The organism is Paenibacillus plantarum, assembly GCF_013141695.1.
In the GTDB taxonomy this organism is placed as follows: domain Bacteria; phylum Bacillota; class Bacilli; order Paenibacillales; family NBRC-103111; genus Paenibacillus_E; species Paenibacillus_E plantarum.
On record NZ_WHNY01000087.1, the window covers coordinates 39,123 to 57,741 of the forward strand.

At 46.0% G+C, this 18,619-nt stretch carries 15 protein-coding genes; 13 read left to right on the top strand and 2 right to left on the bottom strand.

The genetic code is table 11. From position 1 onward, the window contains the following. Nucleotides 1-18 precede the first annotated feature (18 nt). From GC096_RS34735 to GC096_RS34745, 3 genes are read left to right on the top strand one after another with little or no spacing between them, the layout of a single operon-like run. Nucleotides 19-387, top strand: coding sequence for a nuclear transport factor 2 family protein (locus GC096_RS34735; protein WP_171637144.1), 369 nt, complete (start codon nt 19-21; stop codon nt 385-387). 40 nt (nt 388-427) lie between these two features. Further along, entirely contained in the window at nt 428-1,165 is a 738-nt protein-coding gene (locus tag GC096_RS34740; protein WP_171637146.1) for an NADPH-dependent oxidoreductase, read from the top strand. A 13-nt stretch (nt 1,166-1,178) separates the two neighbouring features. After that, a complete protein-coding gene (locus GC096_RS34745; protein ID WP_171637148.1) occupies nt 1,179-1,460 on the top strand; it encodes a putative quinol monooxygenase in 282 nt (93 codons plus the stop codon). 99 nt (nt 1,461-1,559) lie between these two features. Here GC096_RS34745 and GC096_RS34750 read toward each other — a convergent pair whose 3' ends face one another. Continuing rightward, on the bottom strand, nt 1,560-2,738 hold the full coding sequence (locus GC096_RS34750; RefSeq protein WP_171637150.1) for a YncE family protein: 1,179 nt from the start codon (nt 2,736-2,738) through the stop codon (nt 1,560-1,562). A gap of 145 nt (nt 2,739-2,883) precedes the next feature. Continuing rightward, the gene (locus tag GC096_RS34755; protein ID WP_171637152.1) at nt 2,884-4,365 is read right to left on the bottom strand and encodes an S-layer homology domain-containing protein; all 1,482 of its coding nucleotides are present in this window, start codon (nt 4,363-4,365) and stop codon (nt 2,884-2,886) included. Nucleotides 4,366-4,574: 209 nt separating this feature from the next. On the opposite strand from GC096_RS34755, the gene GC096_RS34760 reads away from it, so the two are divergent. The 10 genes from GC096_RS34760 to GC096_RS34805 all read left to right on the top strand — a co-directional run bounded on the left by GC096_RS34760 (nt 4,575) and on the right by GC096_RS34805 (nt 18,608). Then, nucleotides 4,575-5,429, top strand: coding sequence for an AraC family transcriptional regulator (locus GC096_RS34760; protein WP_171637154.1), 855 nt, complete (start codon nt 4,575-4,577; stop codon nt 5,427-5,429). A gap of 84 nt (nt 5,430-5,513) precedes the next feature. Then, the gene (locus tag GC096_RS34765; RefSeq protein WP_171637157.1) at nt 5,514-6,911 is read left to right on the top strand and encodes an ADP-ribosylglycohydrolase family protein; all 1,398 of its coding nucleotides are present in this window, start codon (nt 5,514-5,516) and stop codon (nt 6,909-6,911) included. A 565-nt stretch (nt 6,912-7,476) separates the two neighbouring features. Next, the gene (locus GC096_RS34770; RefSeq protein WP_171637159.1) at nt 7,477-10,596 is read left to right on the top strand and encodes a LamG domain-containing protein; all 3,120 of its coding nucleotides are present in this window, start codon (nt 7,477-7,479) and stop codon (nt 10,594-10,596) included. A gap of 160 nt (nt 10,597-10,756) precedes the next feature. Then, entirely contained in the window at nt 10,757-11,887 is a 1,131-nt protein-coding gene (locus GC096_RS34775; RefSeq protein ID WP_171637161.1) for an amidohydrolase family protein, read from the top strand. Further along, entirely contained in the window at nt 11,884-12,264 is a 381-nt protein-coding gene (locus GC096_RS34780) for a Rieske (2Fe-2S) protein (RefSeq protein WP_171637169.1), read from the top strand. Before GC096_RS34775 ends, GC096_RS34780 begins: the two co-directional genes overlap by 4 nt. A 121-nt stretch (nt 12,265-12,385) precedes the next feature. Beyond that, a complete protein-coding gene (locus GC096_RS34785) occupies nt 12,386-13,270 on the top strand; it encodes an AraC family transcriptional regulator (RefSeq protein ID WP_171637171.1) in 885 nt (294 codons plus the stop codon). Further along, nucleotides 13,267-15,018, top strand: coding sequence for a sensor histidine kinase (locus tag GC096_RS39415; protein WP_171637173.1), 1,752 nt, complete (start codon nt 13,267-13,269; stop codon nt 15,016-15,018). Before GC096_RS34785 ends, GC096_RS39415 begins: the two co-directional genes overlap by 4 nt. After that, nucleotides 14,999-16,600, top strand: a complete 1,602-nt coding sequence (locus tag GC096_RS34795) for a response regulator (protein ID WP_171637175.1) — start codon at nt 14,999-15,001, stop codon at nt 16,598-16,600. Before GC096_RS39415 ends, GC096_RS34795 begins: the two co-directional genes overlap by 20 nt. Nucleotides 16,601-16,766: 166 nt before the next feature. Further along, the gene (locus tag GC096_RS34800; RefSeq protein WP_171637176.1) at nt 16,767-17,717 is read left to right on the top strand and encodes an ABC transporter permease; all 951 of its coding nucleotides are present in this window, start codon (nt 16,767-16,769) and stop codon (nt 17,715-17,717) included. Between the two features lie 24 nt (nt 17,718-17,741). Further along, entirely contained in the window at nt 17,742-18,608 is an 867-nt protein-coding gene (locus GC096_RS34805) for a carbohydrate ABC transporter permease (protein ID WP_171637178.1), read from the top strand. The last annotated feature ends 11 nt before the right edge of the window (nt 18,609-18,619 follow it).

Below are 18,619 nucleotides of genomic sequence, written 5' to 3' on the forward strand. Positions count from 1 at the left end.
AGAAGTGGAGTGAACAAAATGAACAATTTGAATGAATACTTCGATTTATTTGACCAATCTCGAACGGATGTTTACGCAATGGAGCGTTTATTGCAATTATTTACACCAGATGCCGTTATCGTTCTAAATGGCGCAACAAGAATCGGGTTTGAAAGCTTTATGAAGGCTTTCTATACGAACAATTCGGATGTTAAGCACATGTGGGAAAAGTGGGAGCCTCAACCAGATGGTAGCTATGTATCGAATTGGGCAGTCTGTGGGAAGACGGTTGCTGGCAAGGTTTATGCTTTGACGGGGATTGATATTGCCAAGCTGGATAACGAAGGTAAGATTAAATACCTCGAGAACGTCCCAACGGATAAGAATGCGTTGAAAACATACGCCTAAATTAAACTGAACTAAATTACGACTAAAGGGGTTAACTTAAATGAATGATGTATATCATACGCTCATTAACCATCGCTCTATCCGAAACTATACCGATCAATCGGTAAGCGATCAGGATTTAAGGATGATTATAGAATCAGTGCAAGCGGCAGCTTCGTCCATTAATGGCCAGCAGGTCACCGTAATTAGCATTCAAAATCCGAAAACGAAATCGAAAATTGCCGAGCTTTCCGGCAATCAGTCTTGGATCGAGCAAGCTCCCGTATTTTTACTATTCTGTGCAGATTTTTACCGAGCCAAAATTGCCGCGGAGCTTAACGGTGAGCAATTAGTCGTAACGGATAGTGCAGAATCCATTATCGTAGGGTCCACAGATGTAGGTCTGGCGATGGGGAACGCGATTGCTACGGCTGAATCGTTAGGGCTTGGAATCGTACCGATAGGTGGAGTGAGAAGACAGCCTCTTGAGCTCATCGAGCTGCTTGGGTTGCCTGAGTATGTATTCCCAGTTAGTGGTCTCGTGGTTGGTCACCCTGTTGATACATCCGATAAGAAGCATCGTCTTCCGCAAGCCGCTGTTTGGCACAAAGAAACGTATAATACTGAGCTTAAGGGCTTGATTAAACAATATGACGATGAAGTTTCTGTCTATATGGAGAAACGTACGAATGGAAAGGAAACGAGGAACTGGTCGCAAACCGTGTCATCCATATATAACCGAATCTATTATCCGCTAGTACGAGATATGCTTGAGAAGCAGGGATTCGAATTCAAATAAGAGGAGGATAACCATGATCATTTTACAAGTACAAATGACAGTAAAAGTGGAGGAGCGCGATACCTTCCTGAATAAGGCTAATTTGCTGCTTGCTGCTACGCAAGCCGAGGAGGGGAACATCAGCTACAATCTTTATGAGGATGTGTCTCGACCTGGTAGTTTTGCTATGCTTGAGGAATGGCGGGATGAACAAGCGATCGATCGTCATAATAAATCGGAGCATTTCACCGAGTTCCTGGCGTATGCGCGTAATGTTCTTGCGGAGCCAGCTAAGATGTATCGTTTAAATCAATAATGAATGAAAGATGTCCTTTTATAAAAAAAGCTATCCGTAATGCGGATAGCTTTTTGTGAGGAATTGGTGTATCGCAAAGGGGACAAATATCGACTGATACTAGTTATTCGCCAGAAGCTGCACGTCAAGTGGATAATCAGGCAGCTCCATTTCGCGCGTTGTGCCACTCGTTAGGTCGACCACCGTCATTCCATTCCAGCCCGTATCGGCATAAGTGACGCCTCCTGTGAGATAGGCATAGCGCCCATCGGCGCTGCTGGCGACCATTTGGTGCAGGCGAGTTAAGGGAAGGATCTTCTCTTTATATGTGTTCACATCGAGCACAGTCAAATTAGGCTTGCCCGTAGCACTGCCTGCCGAGCCGATGCCAACGATCAGCAGCTGTTTGCCGTCCGGGGTAAGCGTGACACCTTCTTGGTGTGTGTTCCCCGTCAAGGGCTCGGTTGTGTAGCTGCCGCTCTTCGGATCCAGCACCACAAGGCCGCGGCCTTGGTAAGGCAGAAGTAAGCGGCCGTCAGCTCGAACTGCGGCGTAGTGCGGCTTCTCGAAGCCGCCTTTACCGAAAGGAGCAGCTTCTAACGTGCGAGCTTTGAGGTTGGAAGGATCAACAGCCGTCACGGTGTAGCCGTCGTGGTCGATACTGTAGACTTCGCGGCCGTCAAGACTGGTTACAACGTCAAAAGGTCGTACGCCAACAGCAACTCGGCCTGTCATTGCGAGCTTTTCCGAATCTAAGATTTCAAGTTGACTCTTGCCTCCATCGAGATACACACCCACATATACGAATTTACCGTCTGGCGATACGGCAATTCCCATGCCGCCCGAGCGGTATTCACCAAAGCGTGGTTTACCCACATTGGCCTGATAAGGGACAAGCGCAATCCGTGTACGGAGGTTCGTGTCGATGACCGCGACACCTTCAGCTGTCGACACATAAGCGCGATGATTCGGCCCTTCTGCGATGGCAAAAGGGGCTGTTCCCACGACAAGCTTCTCCATCCGGCCTGAAGCGGGATCGAGGAACGACATATAGTCACTTTTCGAATGTGTCACCATCAAAGTTGTAGCCGTAGCCGCTGAAGGCGATGGGCTCGCAGTTGCAGGTAAGGAACTTGGCGCGGCCGTCTGAGTTGCAGCAGCAGTAGGAGATGGTGTTGCTGTCTTCGTTGAGTTGATGGTGTTGACAGTGTTCGGCTGTTGGCCGCTACAGCCAACTAACACAAGAAACAGCGTGAGCGGTGTTAAGCGTGCGAATAGAGATCTATTCATGAATACCATATAGAAGGTCACCTCTGGTTTTAGAATAAAAGAAGCCAAGGAAACACAGTACCTGTGGATAAGTTTAGCAAACAAAGGTAAGGAAGAGAACCTGATCACAGGTCATCTTCCTTATCTTTTTGTCGTTCAATTGTCGAGGTTACACTTACTTTTTCAAGTTTAAAGTGACGCCTGTTGCTGTCGCCCATGCACCTACTGGCGCAACTGTGTATATTGTGTCTGGAACCAATTGATCATTATTGAGAAGCGTGAACGTACCCACGGCACCTTTGCGTGTCGTCAAGCTGTATTCAGCAGTCAGAACTTTGCCATCGGCAGCAGTTAGAGTTACGCGGCGGGAAACGAAGATTTCATCCTTCGGATCTTGCGTAAGTGTGACTGCAATTGTCTTAGCATCAACCGCGGCAGCGGATTGAAGCTGCAGCGGAGCGAATGCTTTGGCCGTAAAAGTAGGATTCTTCAAAGTCGCCCAGTCAGCGGAAACCGTATAGGTCACACCAGGTTTGAAGGTCTCTCCGTTAGGCAAAATGAACTTCGGCGCTTGGCGACCATCGGTTGCTTGCGTGAATGGCAAGTAATTAGCCGTCATCGTTGCACCGCCCGCAGGGGTGATTTGAACTTGGCGATTACGCATGGAAGATAGGATTTGGTAGGTCATGCCGTTGTAACGATTCGATTCATCAACAATAAAGGAACCAGGGCGGCCCTTGGCATATGCCGCGATGACATACCCATAATCCGCAACACCGTCAGTCAGATGGGATTCAACTTCAAAGAGATCATTGGCAACCTGAGCCGTGGAATCCAAACGGATTTTCTCTGTGCTAGCTGTGAAAGTAACAGCAGGTTGACCTTTATAAGACAGCGAGTAGGTTGTACCCGCTTTTTGTGTTGGGACTGGAACGATATAGGTGGATACAGCACCTGTTTTTAGGCGCGGAACGTTATTGATGGCAAGTCCATTGTCAAAAACAAAGTTTTTGGACGCCGGATCCAGCTCTAATTCTGCCGTCGGAATCGGTGCTGAGAAGGTCACTTGTAGGGAAATACCATTCAAAACCTCCAACTTCGTCACACGAACAGGCGCGACTTTCTGAGCATCAACGAGAAGCAAGGCAGCTTGACCGCGTGTAACTTGGCTGCTTAGTGAGGCGTAGCTTGGCAGCTGGCGAATCGTTGCAACGTCAACTTGAAGTACCGTCGCAATGATGCTGCTCAACTGCTCCGCCGAGATCGTTTGCGCCCCAGCGAATTGCTGGCCAGCCACACTGTTCATAGCGCCTAATGACTGAAGGGAAATGGCGTAGTTATAGTACCAATCTTTTGAAGTCACATCTTGAAAAGGGCTAGCTGTCGTTGCATCCACAGACGTGTTAACGTGGAAAGAGAGGGCTACCATTTTGGCAATCTCACTGCGTGTGACGGCTTGATTAGGTTTGAATGTATTGTTCTCATAACCAGACAGTACCTGCTGCTGAGCTAATTGCTCAATCGCAGTTTGGATTTGCGCAACACTTGCGGTATCCGTGAAAGGATTTGCTGCAAGGGCATGGTAAGGAAGAATGGCGGATAACCCGACAGTTGCTGAAATCGTAAGAGCGGCTAGAACTTTTTTATTATTTTTCATCGAGAAACACTCCTCAAGTGGATTGGATTTGTTTGTTGCGCTGTTGTCTACAGGACTAATCTTACTAATTCGCGCATAACAATCGCATAAAAATGAGGGGTGAGACATTACAATTTCGTAAAAATGCGTAATGGTATTTTTATTGTCCACAACATTTTTGCTAATGGTAAAATAGAGCTATCTCAATTTCGAAGGTGGACTGAAACCCATTGAAGCAGAAGATCGAATATGACAATCTCATTCCAATAAATGCGTATCTTTGGTGTCCAAAACCGTATCCACAGCCTCTTCATTTCCATTCTAGCTTGGAAATTGGCTATTGCCGGGGAGGGAGAGGGCAATTTATTTTTGAAAATAAACTATACGAAGTTCGCAAAGGCGATGTCTTTATAGTCAATAATACGGAGCTTCATATTGCTCAATCCGCACAGCACGATCCAAGCCAATATATTTTTCTGAATTTCGATCCGAGTCTCCTTTTTGAAGAAGATGAACGACTATTACTGCCATTTGCCTATCGATCAGAGAGATTTGAGAATCATATTGGGGCTGGAACACCGCTTGCGGGGCAAATCGGGGTACTCATTCAACAGATTTATGAGGAGCTTGATGCAAAGGCTGAGGGCTATCTAACGCTTACTCGTTGCAAATTGCTAGAGTTGGGTGTTATCTTGCTTCGCCATTACAGGAATGCTTTCAGCAATGAGCAATGGAAGAATATGTCCAATTCGCAGCGCGAGATCAAAGAAGTGATGCTTTTTGTGAAAGAACGGTATCAAGAGCCGCTTCAACTTACCGATGTTGCTGAGCATCTAGGCTGGAGCACCGCGCGGACAAGCCGCCTTTTTAAGGAGCATACTGGCATCAGCTTTATTGCTTATATGACGCAGCTGCGCATTAGCGAAGCTAAAAAACAGCTTGTCACGAGCCTCGATAGTATCGCAGACATTAGCTTTTCCAGTGGGTTTCAGAGCTTGGCCTCCTTCTATCGAGCCTTTAATTTGGATGCTGGACTATCTCCTCAAGAATATCGTAAACAATTTGGCGTGAAGCAATTATTTTGAGAAGTGCGAAGGAAATTGAGAAGATTTTGCTAGAGTCACCCCCGTATAATCAGCTTAAAATCTTAACATAAAGGTGGTATTACGATGGCTGGCTGGGAGCGATTAAAGGATATTGTGCGTTTAGAAATTGTACAAAGGGGAGAAGAGGGCTGCGATGTCAGCGGATTCCTAGACAAGTGGGCTGCAGCTGAAAATGATGATGCCAAGCTAATGGCCGTGTACCAAGAGTTGATGGCGCTTGAAATTCGTGCAGACTTCCCCTATCAGGAGCCTTCCGACTTGCCTGGCATTCGTGCGACTCGGCCCGAAGGGCCTCGCCAATTACCGGCGGATAAATCGGATGCTGCATGGCTCAATCAATTTCAAGGTGCGTGGCTCGGAAGAAGTATCGGGTGTGCACTAGGTAAACCGTTTGAGAATGGTCAATTTATGCATGGCAGTGGTGGAAGAGACGGATGGAAGAATATTGAGCTATGGTTCAAGGGAGCAGATGCTTGGCCAATTAGCGGATATACCCCAGGGACTTCACGAGCGTCAGCCGAGTATGATTTGAAAGTGAATGACTGGTGTCAGAAAAGTTGGAAAGAAAACATTCAGTTTATGGAAACCGACGATGATATCCGTTATACCGTGTTAGGTTTGATTCTTTTGGAGGAAAAAGGATTGAATTTCGATAGCTGGGATATTGGTAAGCTATGGCATAAATACCTTAGCTACCAGCAAGTATGTACAGCTGAGACGCAGTCTTATTTGAATTTCGCTCAAGTGACCTCTCATTTGCAAGGTGAAAAAACAGAGGACTGGGCACAGAAGAGTGACTGGGTGCGAACGTGGCTAAATCCGTATCGGGAGTGGATTGGCGCTCAAATCAGAGCCGATGGCTTTGCATACGGTGCGGCGGGAAATCCAGAGCTTGCAGCTGAATTAGCATGGCGGGATGCTTCCTTTTCCCATGTGAAGAACGGTATTTATGGGGAAATGTTCGTGGCCGCGATGATTGCAGCGGCTTTCAATGAGACCGATAATGAACGCATTGTGGAAATAGGACTTAGCGAAATTCCTAGCAATAGCCGATTGGCTCAAGATATTCGACAAGCGGTAGACATTGCACGCAGTGCGGTTGATCAATTAGATTTAGTCGAGCGGATTTGGAATGCGTTCGAGCACTATCATTGCGTTCATACGAACAATAATGCAGCTTTGGTTGCTGCGTCGCTAATCTTTGCGAAGGACGATTTTGAGCTGGCGATTACGACATCGGTTCTAGGTGGTTGGGATACCGATTGCAACGGCGCTACCGTTGGATCGATTATGGGAGCGAAGCTAGGGGCTGACAAGCTTCCGGCCTCGTGGGCCGAGCCACTTAACGATAAGTTATATGCCGAGGTGACAGGATTCCATCCGATCGCGATTTCGGAATGTGCCAATCGCAGTTATGAGGTATTTAAGAAGATTTCAGCCGAATATGAGGCTAGAAAGTAGCTTTCATAAATGTAAGGACTAGCCTAATAGGCTGGTCTTTTTTTTCATTTTATTCTCAGAAAAGTGAGATGATCGGAGGGGAGTTTCGTAATTCCTCTGTGCGTCAGATGAATAGATGGATTTTCTGCTGTTAAATATTGGCGTTTAATGAACAAAAGCAGAATAGATGGAAAATATGCATCTAATTTGATCCATTTCACCTAATACGAAGAAAAAAGGTAGTTTTAACTACAGGTTTTCCAGTTAAATTGAGTTTTCGAGGAAATTCCTCATTAATAGCTGTACTTTTTCCAGTTAATCAAATTTGTGAATTACATTCGGCTATTTTCATACACGCTCTTGTCCTTGAAGGACGGCGTAGCTTACAAAATCACAAAACTAAAAGACATACGATCATTGTTGGTTTGGTCGGAAATCCCTTATAGTAGGCAGGCACAGCGTTTGTATGCAGCGTTTCATTACTTGTGAGGGAGTGATGTAGAGAACATTCATGCAACATTTATTTAAAGCGCTTTCACGGAGGTTTTAGAGGATGTATCACAAACGAATGCAGGAGGAATGAACGATGAGAAAAAAGATGATGCCAAAGCTGGCAGGACTCATGATTGCAACCATATTGTTTCCACTGGTCGGTGCTTTAGGCTATGCTCCACCAGTCAGCGCAGCACCCATTGTAGCCGATGCCAATTGGCGCCCCATTGATACAACGATAGCTGTTGTTCCGGGCAGTGCCATGGATTTGTCTGTTTTGAACCATACACCAGCGGGCTCAAAGGGTTCGGTTCAAATCGATGTGTACGGCGATTACTATTTTGAAGATGAACCCAATACCAAAGTGAAGTACTATGGTGGAAATTTGAACGGTAGTTACGGTACAGACCCAACCAAGGAGGAAATGGTCGTCATGGCCGACCGGATTGCTGCAATGGGCTATAATGTGGTGCGCTACTCGTCTATTGATCAGAATTATGATTGGGCCAAAGGACTTATGCAGCCGCTCACGTCCACCACGGTGACCTTAAATACGAATAAACTTGATAATTTTGATTATTTTAACGCCTTGCTGAAGGCCCGCGGCATTTATATTGATCTGGACATCTTGTCCTTTGCAAATTTCAAAAATGTACCTAGCTTAGGTGAAAGTGTATATGGCTCAACCGCATCCAAGTATTTGGCCACACTCCTTCCGGAAGGGCAAGCCATCTGGCAATCTTTCGCCTATCAGCTGTTTAATCATGTGAATCCGTATACAACTGTTGCCTTGAAGGATGAGCCTCAAATTATGGGCGTGTCCCCTATGAACGAAGTGATTCTCTACAATGCCGATTTCTCCAACGCGAATTTTAAAGCCTTGATGCTCGCTGATTTCAATAATTACTTGACTGGCAAAGGAAAACCGGAAATCGAAACGTTTCCAAATAATTTCTGGAGCGCGGTGGGGGACACGAAAAACGATCTGGCTGAGTACTTCACCGAGAAACAGTTTGCTACTTACGGCGCAATGAAGTCGTATCTCAAGGATACGATTGGCATCAAAGCACCGATTGGTGGCATTAACTATATCAATGATTCCTTAGCGAATTATTGGCGGACGCAGGCTGATGTTCATGAAACGCATCTGTATAACGGCATTGTGGATGGCAGAGGAAAGTCCTTCAAATACAATCCATTGACGCATCCACGTTACAGCATGATCTTTGCACCAGAATCAAGCGCGAATTATGTGCCGCAATATGGCTCGTTTATTTTCAAAAATTATATTCCCGGTCTTGCCTTGGGGCAGCTATATAACAAGCCATTTGCTTTAACGGAATTTAATCATGAGTTTCCAAACAAAGGCCGAGATGACATCGGCTTGATGACGGCTGCAACAGGAGCATACCAAGGGTGGGATATGCTGAATCGGTTTCATTACGTAAGCCGTGTAAATGAGGCTGTCAATCAAACGCCGCAGGGAGGATCGACCTCTTTTGATTCTTTAACTGATGTGCTTGCAACGATGTCCGAGTACCAAGGGACACTAGTGTTCCGACAAGCTCATCTCACACCAGCTGATGCGAAATTTGTTATCGTGAGAGATAAAACCTATGTAACAACGCATGCCTCTGCAACGGAAAATGAATCACCAGAGCGGAATCGTATGTACATCCCGCATTTGTTCAAGACGGTAACGGTGTATGCCGATAAGCCGGGAGAGCCTTACGCCATCTATAAGATTACACCTGATCTTACAGATGCGCAGATTGCAAACGGCGATATTCCTGCTGCGAATAAAATTACGATTACGAACAGCATGACGTTGAAGCAAGTGGCGGAAACGTTTATCAATGCCATTGATGATACCAGCCTGAAAACGAGTATGCTTGCGAATTTGAATGATAACAAGTTGGTTTCCGACACAGGTGAATTGCTTTTTGACCTTAATTTAAATACCTACTTTATTAACACGCCTTACGTGGTGGCTGCAGCAGGAACGATGAACAACAACAGCTATGAGCTTGGCCCGATCACGATGGAGGCGAACCTGTCGAAGGGAACTTTATCCGTGGCTTCCCTTGATGACCAGCCGCTGGATGAAAGCGGCAGAATGCTGGTGATTTATACAACTGATGCGGCAGCGACAGGTGAGCGTGAAGAAACGGTTAGCGGTGTAACCTATTACTACCGTGGAGATTTACCAACGCAGGCGAAGTACGGCACTGCCGAAGTGAAACTGAAGACAACCAAAACACCAAGCGCATATAAAGCCTACAAACTTACGATGAATGGTGTACGATTGCAGGAGATTCCGATCAGTGTGCTTGGCGATACGATTACAGTCCCGCTCGAGACCGACAAAGGGTATGGCTTTGAGTTGGTGTACGCGCCGCTCATCGGCACCGACACGACTGCGCCAACCCCACCGGCTAACGTAACCGCGGTTTCTCCTTACGCAACGAGGGTCGATCTAACTTGGGACGCTTCGATCGACAACGCGGGTGTATCCGGGTACACAATTTATCGCAATGGCGTTGAAATTGCCACATTGAACACGACCGTGACCACGTATACCGATCTGGCCGTATCCGGACCTACGGCTTACACGTATATGATTAAAGCATTCGATCCTGCTGGAAATTCGGCATCGAGCACCGTGTCGCTTACGACCTCGGATATCATTTTCTATGAAGGTTTTGAGAGTGGAAACAGCATTTGGACGATTCATTACGGCCAATTTAGCATTGTGCCGGACGGAGGCTCCAAAGTTTATTTTGCCGACAATCTTGGTTATGGCGGATCCAAAGCTTCAGCAGGAAATACGTCATGGCAAAATTACAGTGTAGAGGCGAAATTAAAGGCGAATAGCTGGAGCAGCAGCATATATGGACGAATGGGGCTAATTGCCAGATTCGTTGATAGTAAAAACTTTTATTTCGTTTATTATGATGATCATGCTGGGCAGCTGACGCTTAGAAAGATTGTGAACAATTCGGAAAGTATTCTTGCCTCTGTTCCGCTCTCTCTGAGTACGGGTGTTCAGCATCTGTTCAAGCTCGAAGTGAACGGGAGTACAATGAAAGCGTATGTCAATGGAACGCTCAAGATCAACGTTACCGACAGCACGTTTTCAAGCGGGAAAATTGGCGTATACACCCATATTGCGCAGGCTTATTTTGATGATGTATACGTTAGGGCGATCCCCTAGGAGAATGTAGCCACCTTACAAAATCGCAAAAGATACAAGACACGACAGCATTGTTGTTTGGTCGCTGGAAACGTAACATTAAGGTCAAGAAGCAAGGATGGTTCGTATCTGCGACCTCACATCCTGCTATCTAATGTAAATTGCTGGAGGGGCAAAAGATATGCAGACTTCGAATACCAACACACCGTTACCGGCGGACAAACGTCCGAAGCTGAAACGATCCATTATTGATTGCGACATTCATCAAGCAACAGGGTTGGAATCCATCAAACCCTACTTGCCGCGAGCTTATCAAGAGCTTATGAAGCAATACGGTCCTGCGCTGCCAGGAGGCATGCATTTTAATGGCGGCGTAGGCGGCCGAATGGCCGATGCGTATCCTGAAGGCGGCGGTTCTGCCGGCAGTGACCTGGCCTTCATGCAAAAGCAGCATCTAGACCGCTACAATGTCGAATATGGCATTCTCACAGGGGAAGGTTATGCCGTACACGCTACGCCTAATTATAATTATGCGGCTGCACTCTGCCGAGGGATTAATGAATATACGATTGAGCATTGGCTTTCGCAAGACAGCCGGTTGAGAGGCTCTGTATTCATTGCGAAGCAGGCGCCGCAACTTGCTGCGCAAGAGATTGACCGCGTCGGCGGCAGATCCGACATGGTGCAGGTCGTTGTATCCAGCGGCTCTACGCTACCATATGGAAATCGGCATTATGATCCCATTTATGAGGCCTGTGTTCGCCATAACTTACCCTTCACCATCCACGTTGGATTAGAAGGGGAAGGCATCAATAGCCCGCATACGGGGGCGGGGTATGTGACGCACTACATTGAGCAGCGTTGTGCGCGTCCCGCGGTCATGGGTGCACATTTGGCCAGCTTTATCTTCGATGGGGTGTTCGAGCGCTTCCCTACGTTGAAGGTCGTCCTACAGGAAGCCGGCGTCTTGTGGCTAGCCCCATTCCTGTGGAAGCTCGATCAAGAATGGAAAGGACTGCGGGTGCAAACGCCTTGGGTTCGCAAGAAACCGAGCGAGTATTTCCGGGAGCATGTCCGTGTGACCACGCAACCGTTTGAGGAGACACCGAACCGTGAGATCTTCGACCATATGTTAGAGAGCATCTATTCTAAAGAAACGCTTATGTTTTGCAGTGATTATCCGCATTGGGATTATGATTCACCAAGTCAAGCATTGCCCAAACTGGAACCTGAGCTATGGGACAGCATCTACTATCAGAATGCAGCTAAGCTATATGGCCTGCCTCCACGCAAAACGGAGGAGACGAAATGAAGCAAAGCTCGCAGCACATCGTAGGGACGGTAGGGGAGATTCCGCCTGGCACCCATAAGATTGTCGAGGTTGAAGGACGCAGTGTCGGTATCTATAATATCAACGGAGTCTTTCATGCCCTGCGCAATATTTGCCCTCACCAAGGAGCAGAGCTGTGCAAAGGCCTGGTGACAGCCTATGTGTCTTCTGAAGGTCCAGGTGACTTTCAATTTGATCGAGAGGGTGAAATCGTACGTTGCCCTTGGCATCAGTGGGAGTTTGATATTCCGACAGGCTGCATGATCACGGATGCGGCGATGCGCACCAAAACGTATGATGTCACGGTGGAGAAATTCGGTGTTTCGGTTGATAACGATCTGATCTTCATTCATATGTAAAAATGAAAACCTCTCTCAAACAGGCGGGATCCAACGGCCAAAGAGAGAGGTTTTTATTTCGCTTCTGCGCCATATTCAATCATCTTCAGCATTTGCTACAATAGAAGGGATAACGGATAGGATGGTGATCGGCGTGCAGGAAACCGCTAAGGAATTTTTTGAATCAAAGCTATTCGTCCCTGACGAATTCGCCAAAAAAGGCGGCATCTGGCCGCTCCGTCTTGGTCGAAATATCGCTAAGCCTGGTTATCAAGCAGGGCCCATGCTTCTTGAGTATTACAATATGCACTTTATTATGGAGGGGAAGGTTGAGTTCACCTTTGACAAAGAGCATATTATTTTGTCCAAAGGCGATGTGTTTGCAATGGTACCGGGGAGTACGTTCCGTTATCGGCTAGCTCCGAGCAATACAACATTACAGATGATTTGGATCTCCATGGATGGATCGCAAGCGCCAGAACTCTTTGCTGCTGCTGGCTTTAGCAAGGCCGCTCCTTACCTGTACGGGGTCATGTCCAAGGAGCTTGAAGCTACACTTCGCCAGTTGTTTCTTCCCCGTAAATACGACATGAAACGGCATAACGAGTTATGTTCCATCCTATACCGCATTTTCGGTCTTATGGTGCCCTCGGATCCTTCCGAAAAGAATCAGACCGGCAAAGAGAACTGGATCCCTAAAAGCGTTGCGTTTATGGACACCTACTATATGGAAAATATTACAGTTCGTGATGTTGCCGATTACGTAGCCCTACACCGCACTTATTTTTCGAAAATGTTTTCGGAGGAAATGGGGGTATCACCTGTCCAGTATTTGCATCGATTGCGAATGGAAAAAGCAGCCGAGCTGCTTTCCTCTGGTTATATGATCAGCGAAGTTTCGTTATTGCTCGGCTATTCCGATGCCTATGCTTTCACCCATGCTTTCACCAAATATTACGGCAGCCCGCCGGGGAGTTGGAGAACTGCACACCGAGGCTCAGGCATAGAGAGGAAGGTGCGACCGTGAAAAGCACACAGGGTGCGATTTCCTTACAGCTCAAGCTTACCTTAACTTTTTTGCTTATTCTCATACCACTGGTCAGTGTAAGTATTTTTGCCAATAACTACTCGCAAGGCATTATGAATGTGCAAATTAGTGACCGGACGAAGGGGGCACTCCTGACGTCACTTGCCTATATGGAGCAAATTGCTACAAATATGGACCAGCAGACCCTACTGATTAGCTCCAATCCCAGTATCGTAAACATCTTTAGGGATATTGAAGACCCGCTTAACCCGACTCATTTATATGATATTCATACAGTCATGCAGCAGCTGACTTCTCTTGCCAATATTAACGGTGCCATTCAAGAGGCCTATATTGTTCATGGAGCTAGCGGCAATGGCGTTTCGACAGCGCTGGGGGCGTTCAGATGGCCTCAGGTGAAAGAAGAAGGCTGGTTCCAGCAAGTCGTTCGGGGCATTGGTTCTTTGGTTATTTATATTCCTACTGCGGGTTCCAGCGGGGATCAGAACGTATATTTGAAAGGCTCCAATATCTACTATATTAGGTTGCTTGACGTGTTAAGAGATTCGCCAGAGCCGAATGTGTTAATTTTTGCTGTAAATAAATCGTCGCTTCAGAGTATTATTCAACATCTCCAAACGACCGAGCGGATGAACATTTCTTTATTTTATAATAACAGGCTGATTCTGGAGACCAACCCTGCATCTAAGCAAGCCTATGCTTCCGACATGTTCTCAATGAAAGAAACAAGCGGTGCGTGGTCTATTCAATTAGAGCAGCCAAAGGATGAAATTTTCGAACAATCGCATCGGTTGCAGCTCTTTACCTATCTTATTATTCTACTTAGCGTGCTTCTTGCCGTGTGGACGGCTTGGCTGATTTACATTCAAATATTAAAGCCTTTGCGCCAATTATCAAGCGCTTTCAAATTCATTGGCAAGGGGGATCTGAACTATCAAATCAGACATGATCGAAGAGATGAATTCGGACTCGTGATGAACGGTTTTAATCAGATGGCGGAGTCTCAGCGAGTTATGATTGAGGAGGATTATGAGAAGGAGCTGCGTTTAGCCAAGTCGGAGTTTAGTTTGCTGCAATCGCAGATCAATCCGCATTTTCTTTATAATACACTGGATTCCATCTATTCGGTTGCTGTCAAATTCAATATGAAAGAAATTAGCGAAATGGTCTTGAACTTGGCCAAATTTTTCAGAGTTAGCTTGGGAAAGGGACGAAATCATTTTACATTAGAGGAAACGATGCAGCATCTGCTGTATTACATTCGTGTTCAACAGATGCGAACTGCGCACTTTTCAGTTGAGATTGATTTGGAAAAAGGCTCCGAGAACATCCCTGTACTCAAATTGCTGCTGCAGCCCATTGTAGAAAACGCGATTATTCATGGACTTGAGAAATGCCCGTTTGAAGGCGAACTGCGAATTCGCTCCAGGGTTCATCAACATCTTTTATTCATCGATGTAGAAGATACAGGCATGGGCATGCCAGACGCCTTGCTGAAGCAAATCCAACTGGAGCTAAGTATACTGACAAGTAAGCTTTACCGAGTGCCGCAAGAAAGCCCGTCGAGTCAATTTTTTGGGATGAAAAATGTGAAATCAAGAATGAAGTTATATTATGGAGAAGAAGCGGACGTCCGGATTGAAAGTGAAGAGGGACTCGGAACAAAGGTTACCTTAATCATACCTATACGAGTGGGGGAAGAAGATCATGAAGCTGCTCGTCGCTGAAGATGAATTTCAAGTCAGAGAGCGGATTGCCTATGGGATTCCATGGAAAGACTATGACATTGAAATTGCCGGTGCTGTGGCAAACGGCAGGGAAGCCGTCGTGGCTGTAGAAAAGGACTGCATTGATATCGTCATTACAGATATTCATATGCCTGATATGAGTGGTCTTGAGCTGGCAAAGGTACTGAAGGATGAATATCCGCATGTGAAGGTTATCATATTAACGGGTTTTGACCATTTCGAATATGCACGGGATAGCATCGATTATGGCGTTGTCAAATATCTGGTAAAGCCGGCGGAGAATGAGGTTGTACTGGAAACGGTATTGAGAGCCAAACAACTTCGTGAACAGGAATTGAATGATATTCATAACATAGCGCTTCTGAAGCAGCGATGGAAAGAGCATCTGCCGCATCTTAAACAGTCTTTTTATAAAAATTGGTTGAGCGGGCGTTTGTCTACGTGGGAATTAGAAAAACGCAGTCAGGAAATCGGCTACTCCCTAGCGGGCAATATCTATTTGCCTGTCACGCTCGATATGGATCCGATCGCCGAAACCGATGTCCGTTTCCATTCAGGGGAGCGGCCCTTAATTCAGTATTCGCTGTTTAACATTACCCGGGATGTCGTGGAGGATAGGGATGGCATCGTTCTGCAGGATGATGACGGGTTGACGGCCATTATCTTCTTTGCCCCTTCAAGTGTAGAGGTGTCAGGATTTCAACTCAAAGTGAATCAGCAGCTCGGCAGACTGCTTAGCACGGTTAAATCCTGCTTGAAGCTGACAGCCAGCGCTGGCCTTGGAACTTGTGTGGAAGATCAAGCTTTGCTGCCGATTGCCTATAAGCAGAGTAGAATGGCGCTGCAGGAACGCATCGTGCTGGGCAATGAAACCGTCATTCCTTATCGGAACGATGCGCCTTCGAAGTCAGTCTGGTTGAATATGAATGATCTGGAGAAGGACATTGAAATAGCTGTGGAAACGGGCAATGAGAGCAAGCGGTCAGAGCTCATCAGCACGTTGATGGATATCGGTTTCTCGCCGAGCCATCCCATTGCCGAGGCGAAAGAGATGCTTCTCCGCATCACGGCATTACTGACGCGAATTGTCAATTCTCACGGGTGGAGTTTACGCGAAACGCTTGCCGAAGACTACACAGATTTTATGAACTTTAATCAGTTGTTGACGAAGGAACAGCTCATGGAATGGCTACATCGCATGATGGCGCGAATTAGCCGATCGATTAGCGATCGCCGTAAATCGGGTACGCATATTACGGTGAGTGAAATTTTGGCTTTCGTTGATCGGCATTTATATGAGGAAGAGCTAAGTTTATATTTTGTCGCTGAAAAGATGTATATGAATTATGCCTACGCGAGCCGGATCTTTAAGGAAGTGACCGGCAGCAATTTCTCGGATAGCGTACTGAGACTACGGATGGAAAAGGCGAAGGAGCTGCTGGCTACGGGGAGCAAAGTGTATGAAGTAGCAGAACGAGTCGGGTATAAGAACGGGAATTACTTCTCGCGGAGCTTTCAGAAGTACTGGGGAATCAAGCCAAGTGAAATGAACAAGTCATAAGTTTTTTGATGAAAAAAGACATTCAACACGAACTGTTGGTGTCTTTTTTTGCATGTAAAAACGTAGAAATTGTGGTCATTAAAGTAGAAGGATTAGTCTACATTTTCATTACCTGTCGGGATATAGTTAGTACAAGAGAAGAGCACGATAGCTAAGGAGATCACACATGATGAAGACAAATTCGTTGACAGTAAACAGGGAAGTGAAAATAACAAAAGGGAGGTCTGTCAAGCTTCTGAAGTATTGGGATTTGTATCTCATGGTACTGCCTGCGGTCATCCTCATCCTCCTCTTCAAATATATGCCGATGTATGGCGTCATCATTGCCTTCAAAGACTACAATTTGATGGAAGGTGTGTGGGGTAGCGATTGGGTGGGATTTCAATATTTTCGCGAGTTATTCACGTTCGATGAATTCCCAAGGGTAGTCAGAAATACCGTTATGATCTCCTTGATGAAACTGCTCGTAGGGTTTCCTATTCCCATTATTCTAGCCTTGCTGCTGAATGAACTCAAATTCGTCAGGTTCAAACGAATGGTGCAGACGATCACGTATCTGCCTCACTTTATTTCATGGGTCATTATTGGCGGTCTTGCCATTGATATGTTGTCTCCAAGCAGCGGGATCATCAATAGAATCATCGAAATGTTAGGCTTTGATCCGATTTTTTTTATGTCGGATGAACGAATTTTTCGCTGGATTCTCGTGGGTTCAGATGTTTGGAAAGAAGCAGGCTGGGGAGCCATCATTTATCTCGCTGCACTGATAGGGATTAATGAAGAGCTATATCAAGCGGCTACCGTGGACGGTGCGAATCGTTTTCGACAAATTTGGCATATTTCTCTTCCAGGTCTGAAGTCAACCATTATAGTCATTCTCTTGTTGCGAATCGGGTATATCTTAGATGCAGGTTTTGAACAAGTACTGGTTATGTATAACCCAACTGTCTATGATGTGGCGGATATCATTGATACGTATGTGTTTCGAGTGGGCCTAGGCTCTATGCAATTTGGTCTAACGACAGCAGCGGGATTATTCAAGTCAGTCATTGGCTGCGTACTTCTGATTTTGGCCAACGTATTTGCGAGGAAAATGGGGGAAGAAGGAATTTTCTAAGGAAGAGAAAGTAGAGGGCTTGTCATGAAAAGAATTCGGAGAGAATCCATATTTAATTATGTAAATGTCATCCTATTGTCGCTGCTCTCATTATCAACGATTGTACCTTTGATTCATATTGTAGCGAAGTCACTCAGTGGCGAAACGTTTATTCTAGCTAAAGAGATTTGGCTATGGCCGAAAGGCTTCAACTTTGCTTCCTATGAATATGTACTCTCTTATAAACAGTTTTACATGTCATTTTGGAATTCCTTGATTATTACTGTAGTTGGAACGGCAATCAGCATGGCTGTCACTGTATTGGCTGCGTTTCCACTCTCTAGGAAAAACTTTCCTTTTAAAAGAGGGTTTATGTTGTTCTTTGTCATCACGATGTTCTTCAGTGGTGGTCTAATTCCAACCTATCTGGTTGTGAAGCAATTAGGATTACTGAACACACTCTGGTCGATTATGCTGCCACTGGCCTTGGCACCGTTTAATCTAATCCTAATCCGCAACTATTTTTTGAGCCTGCCCGAGGCTTTGGAAGAGTCGGCAATTATGGATGGGGCTTCCAACATACGGATTCTTACTTGGATCTATCTGCCTTTATCTCTACCAACCATTGCAACGATCGCGATGTTTTATGCCGTCGGTTACTGGAATAGCTTTTTTCAAGCGATGATGTATATCACCGATAGAGGTCTGATGCCACTGCAAGTATTCCTGATGCAGATCGTGACCAACTCCAAGACGGGAGACATGACGACAGGCGGCGTGTTAAGTGAACTCACACCAGAATCAACGACGGCAGCAGCCATCATTTGCGTGGTATTTCCGATCCTTTGTGTGTATCCCTTCATTCAAAAATATTTTGTTAAAGGTGTTATGTTAGGTGCGGTCAAGGGATAATTCCATGACTT

Bases quoted from the DNA above. Each gene is read 5' to 3' on its own strand.
- GC096_RS34735 (WP_171637144.1), top strand. From the start codon at position 19: ATGAACAATTTGAATGAATACTTCGATTTATTTGACCAATCTCGAACG.
- GC096_RS34740 (WP_171637146.1), top strand. From the start codon at position 428: ATGAATGATGTATATCATACGCTCATTAACCATCGCTCTATCCGAAAC.
- GC096_RS34745 (WP_171637148.1), top strand. From the start codon at position 1,179: ATGATCATTTTACAAGTACAAATGACAGTAAAAGTGGAGGAGCGCGAT.
- GC096_RS34750 (WP_171637150.1), bottom strand. From the start codon at position 2,738: ATGGTATTCATGAATAGATCTCTATTCGCACGCTTAACACCGCTCACG.
- GC096_RS34755 (WP_171637152.1), bottom strand. From the start codon at position 4,365: ATGAAAAATAATAAAAAAGTTCTAGCCGCTCTTACGATTTCAGCAACT.
- GC096_RS34765 (WP_171637157.1), top strand. From the start codon at position 5,514: ATGGCTGGCTGGGAGCGATTAAAGGATATTGTGCGTTTAGAAATTGTA.
- GC096_RS34770 (WP_171637159.1), top strand. From the start codon at position 7,477: ATGAGAAAAAAGATGATGCCAAAGCTGGCAGGACTCATGATTGCAACC.
- GC096_RS34775 (WP_171637161.1), top strand. From the start codon at position 10,757: ATGCAGACTTCGAATACCAACACACCGTTACCGGCGGACAAACGTCCG.
- GC096_RS34780 (WP_171637169.1), top strand. From the start codon at position 11,884: ATGAAGCAAAGCTCGCAGCACATCGTAGGGACGGTAGGGGAGATTCCG.
- GC096_RS34785 (WP_171637171.1), top strand. From the start codon at position 12,386: ATGGTGATCGGCGTGCAGGAAACCGCTAAGGAATTTTTTGAATCAAAG.
- GC096_RS34795 (WP_171637175.1), top strand. From the start codon at position 14,999: ATGAAGCTGCTCGTCGCTGAAGATGAATTTCAAGTCAGAGAGCGGATT.
- GC096_RS34800 (WP_171637176.1), top strand. From the start codon at position 16,767: ATGATGAAGACAAATTCGTTGACAGTAAACAGGGAAGTGAAAATAACA.
- GC096_RS34805 (WP_171637178.1), top strand. From the start codon at position 17,742: ATGAAAAGAATTCGGAGAGAATCCATATTTAATTATGTAAATGTCATC.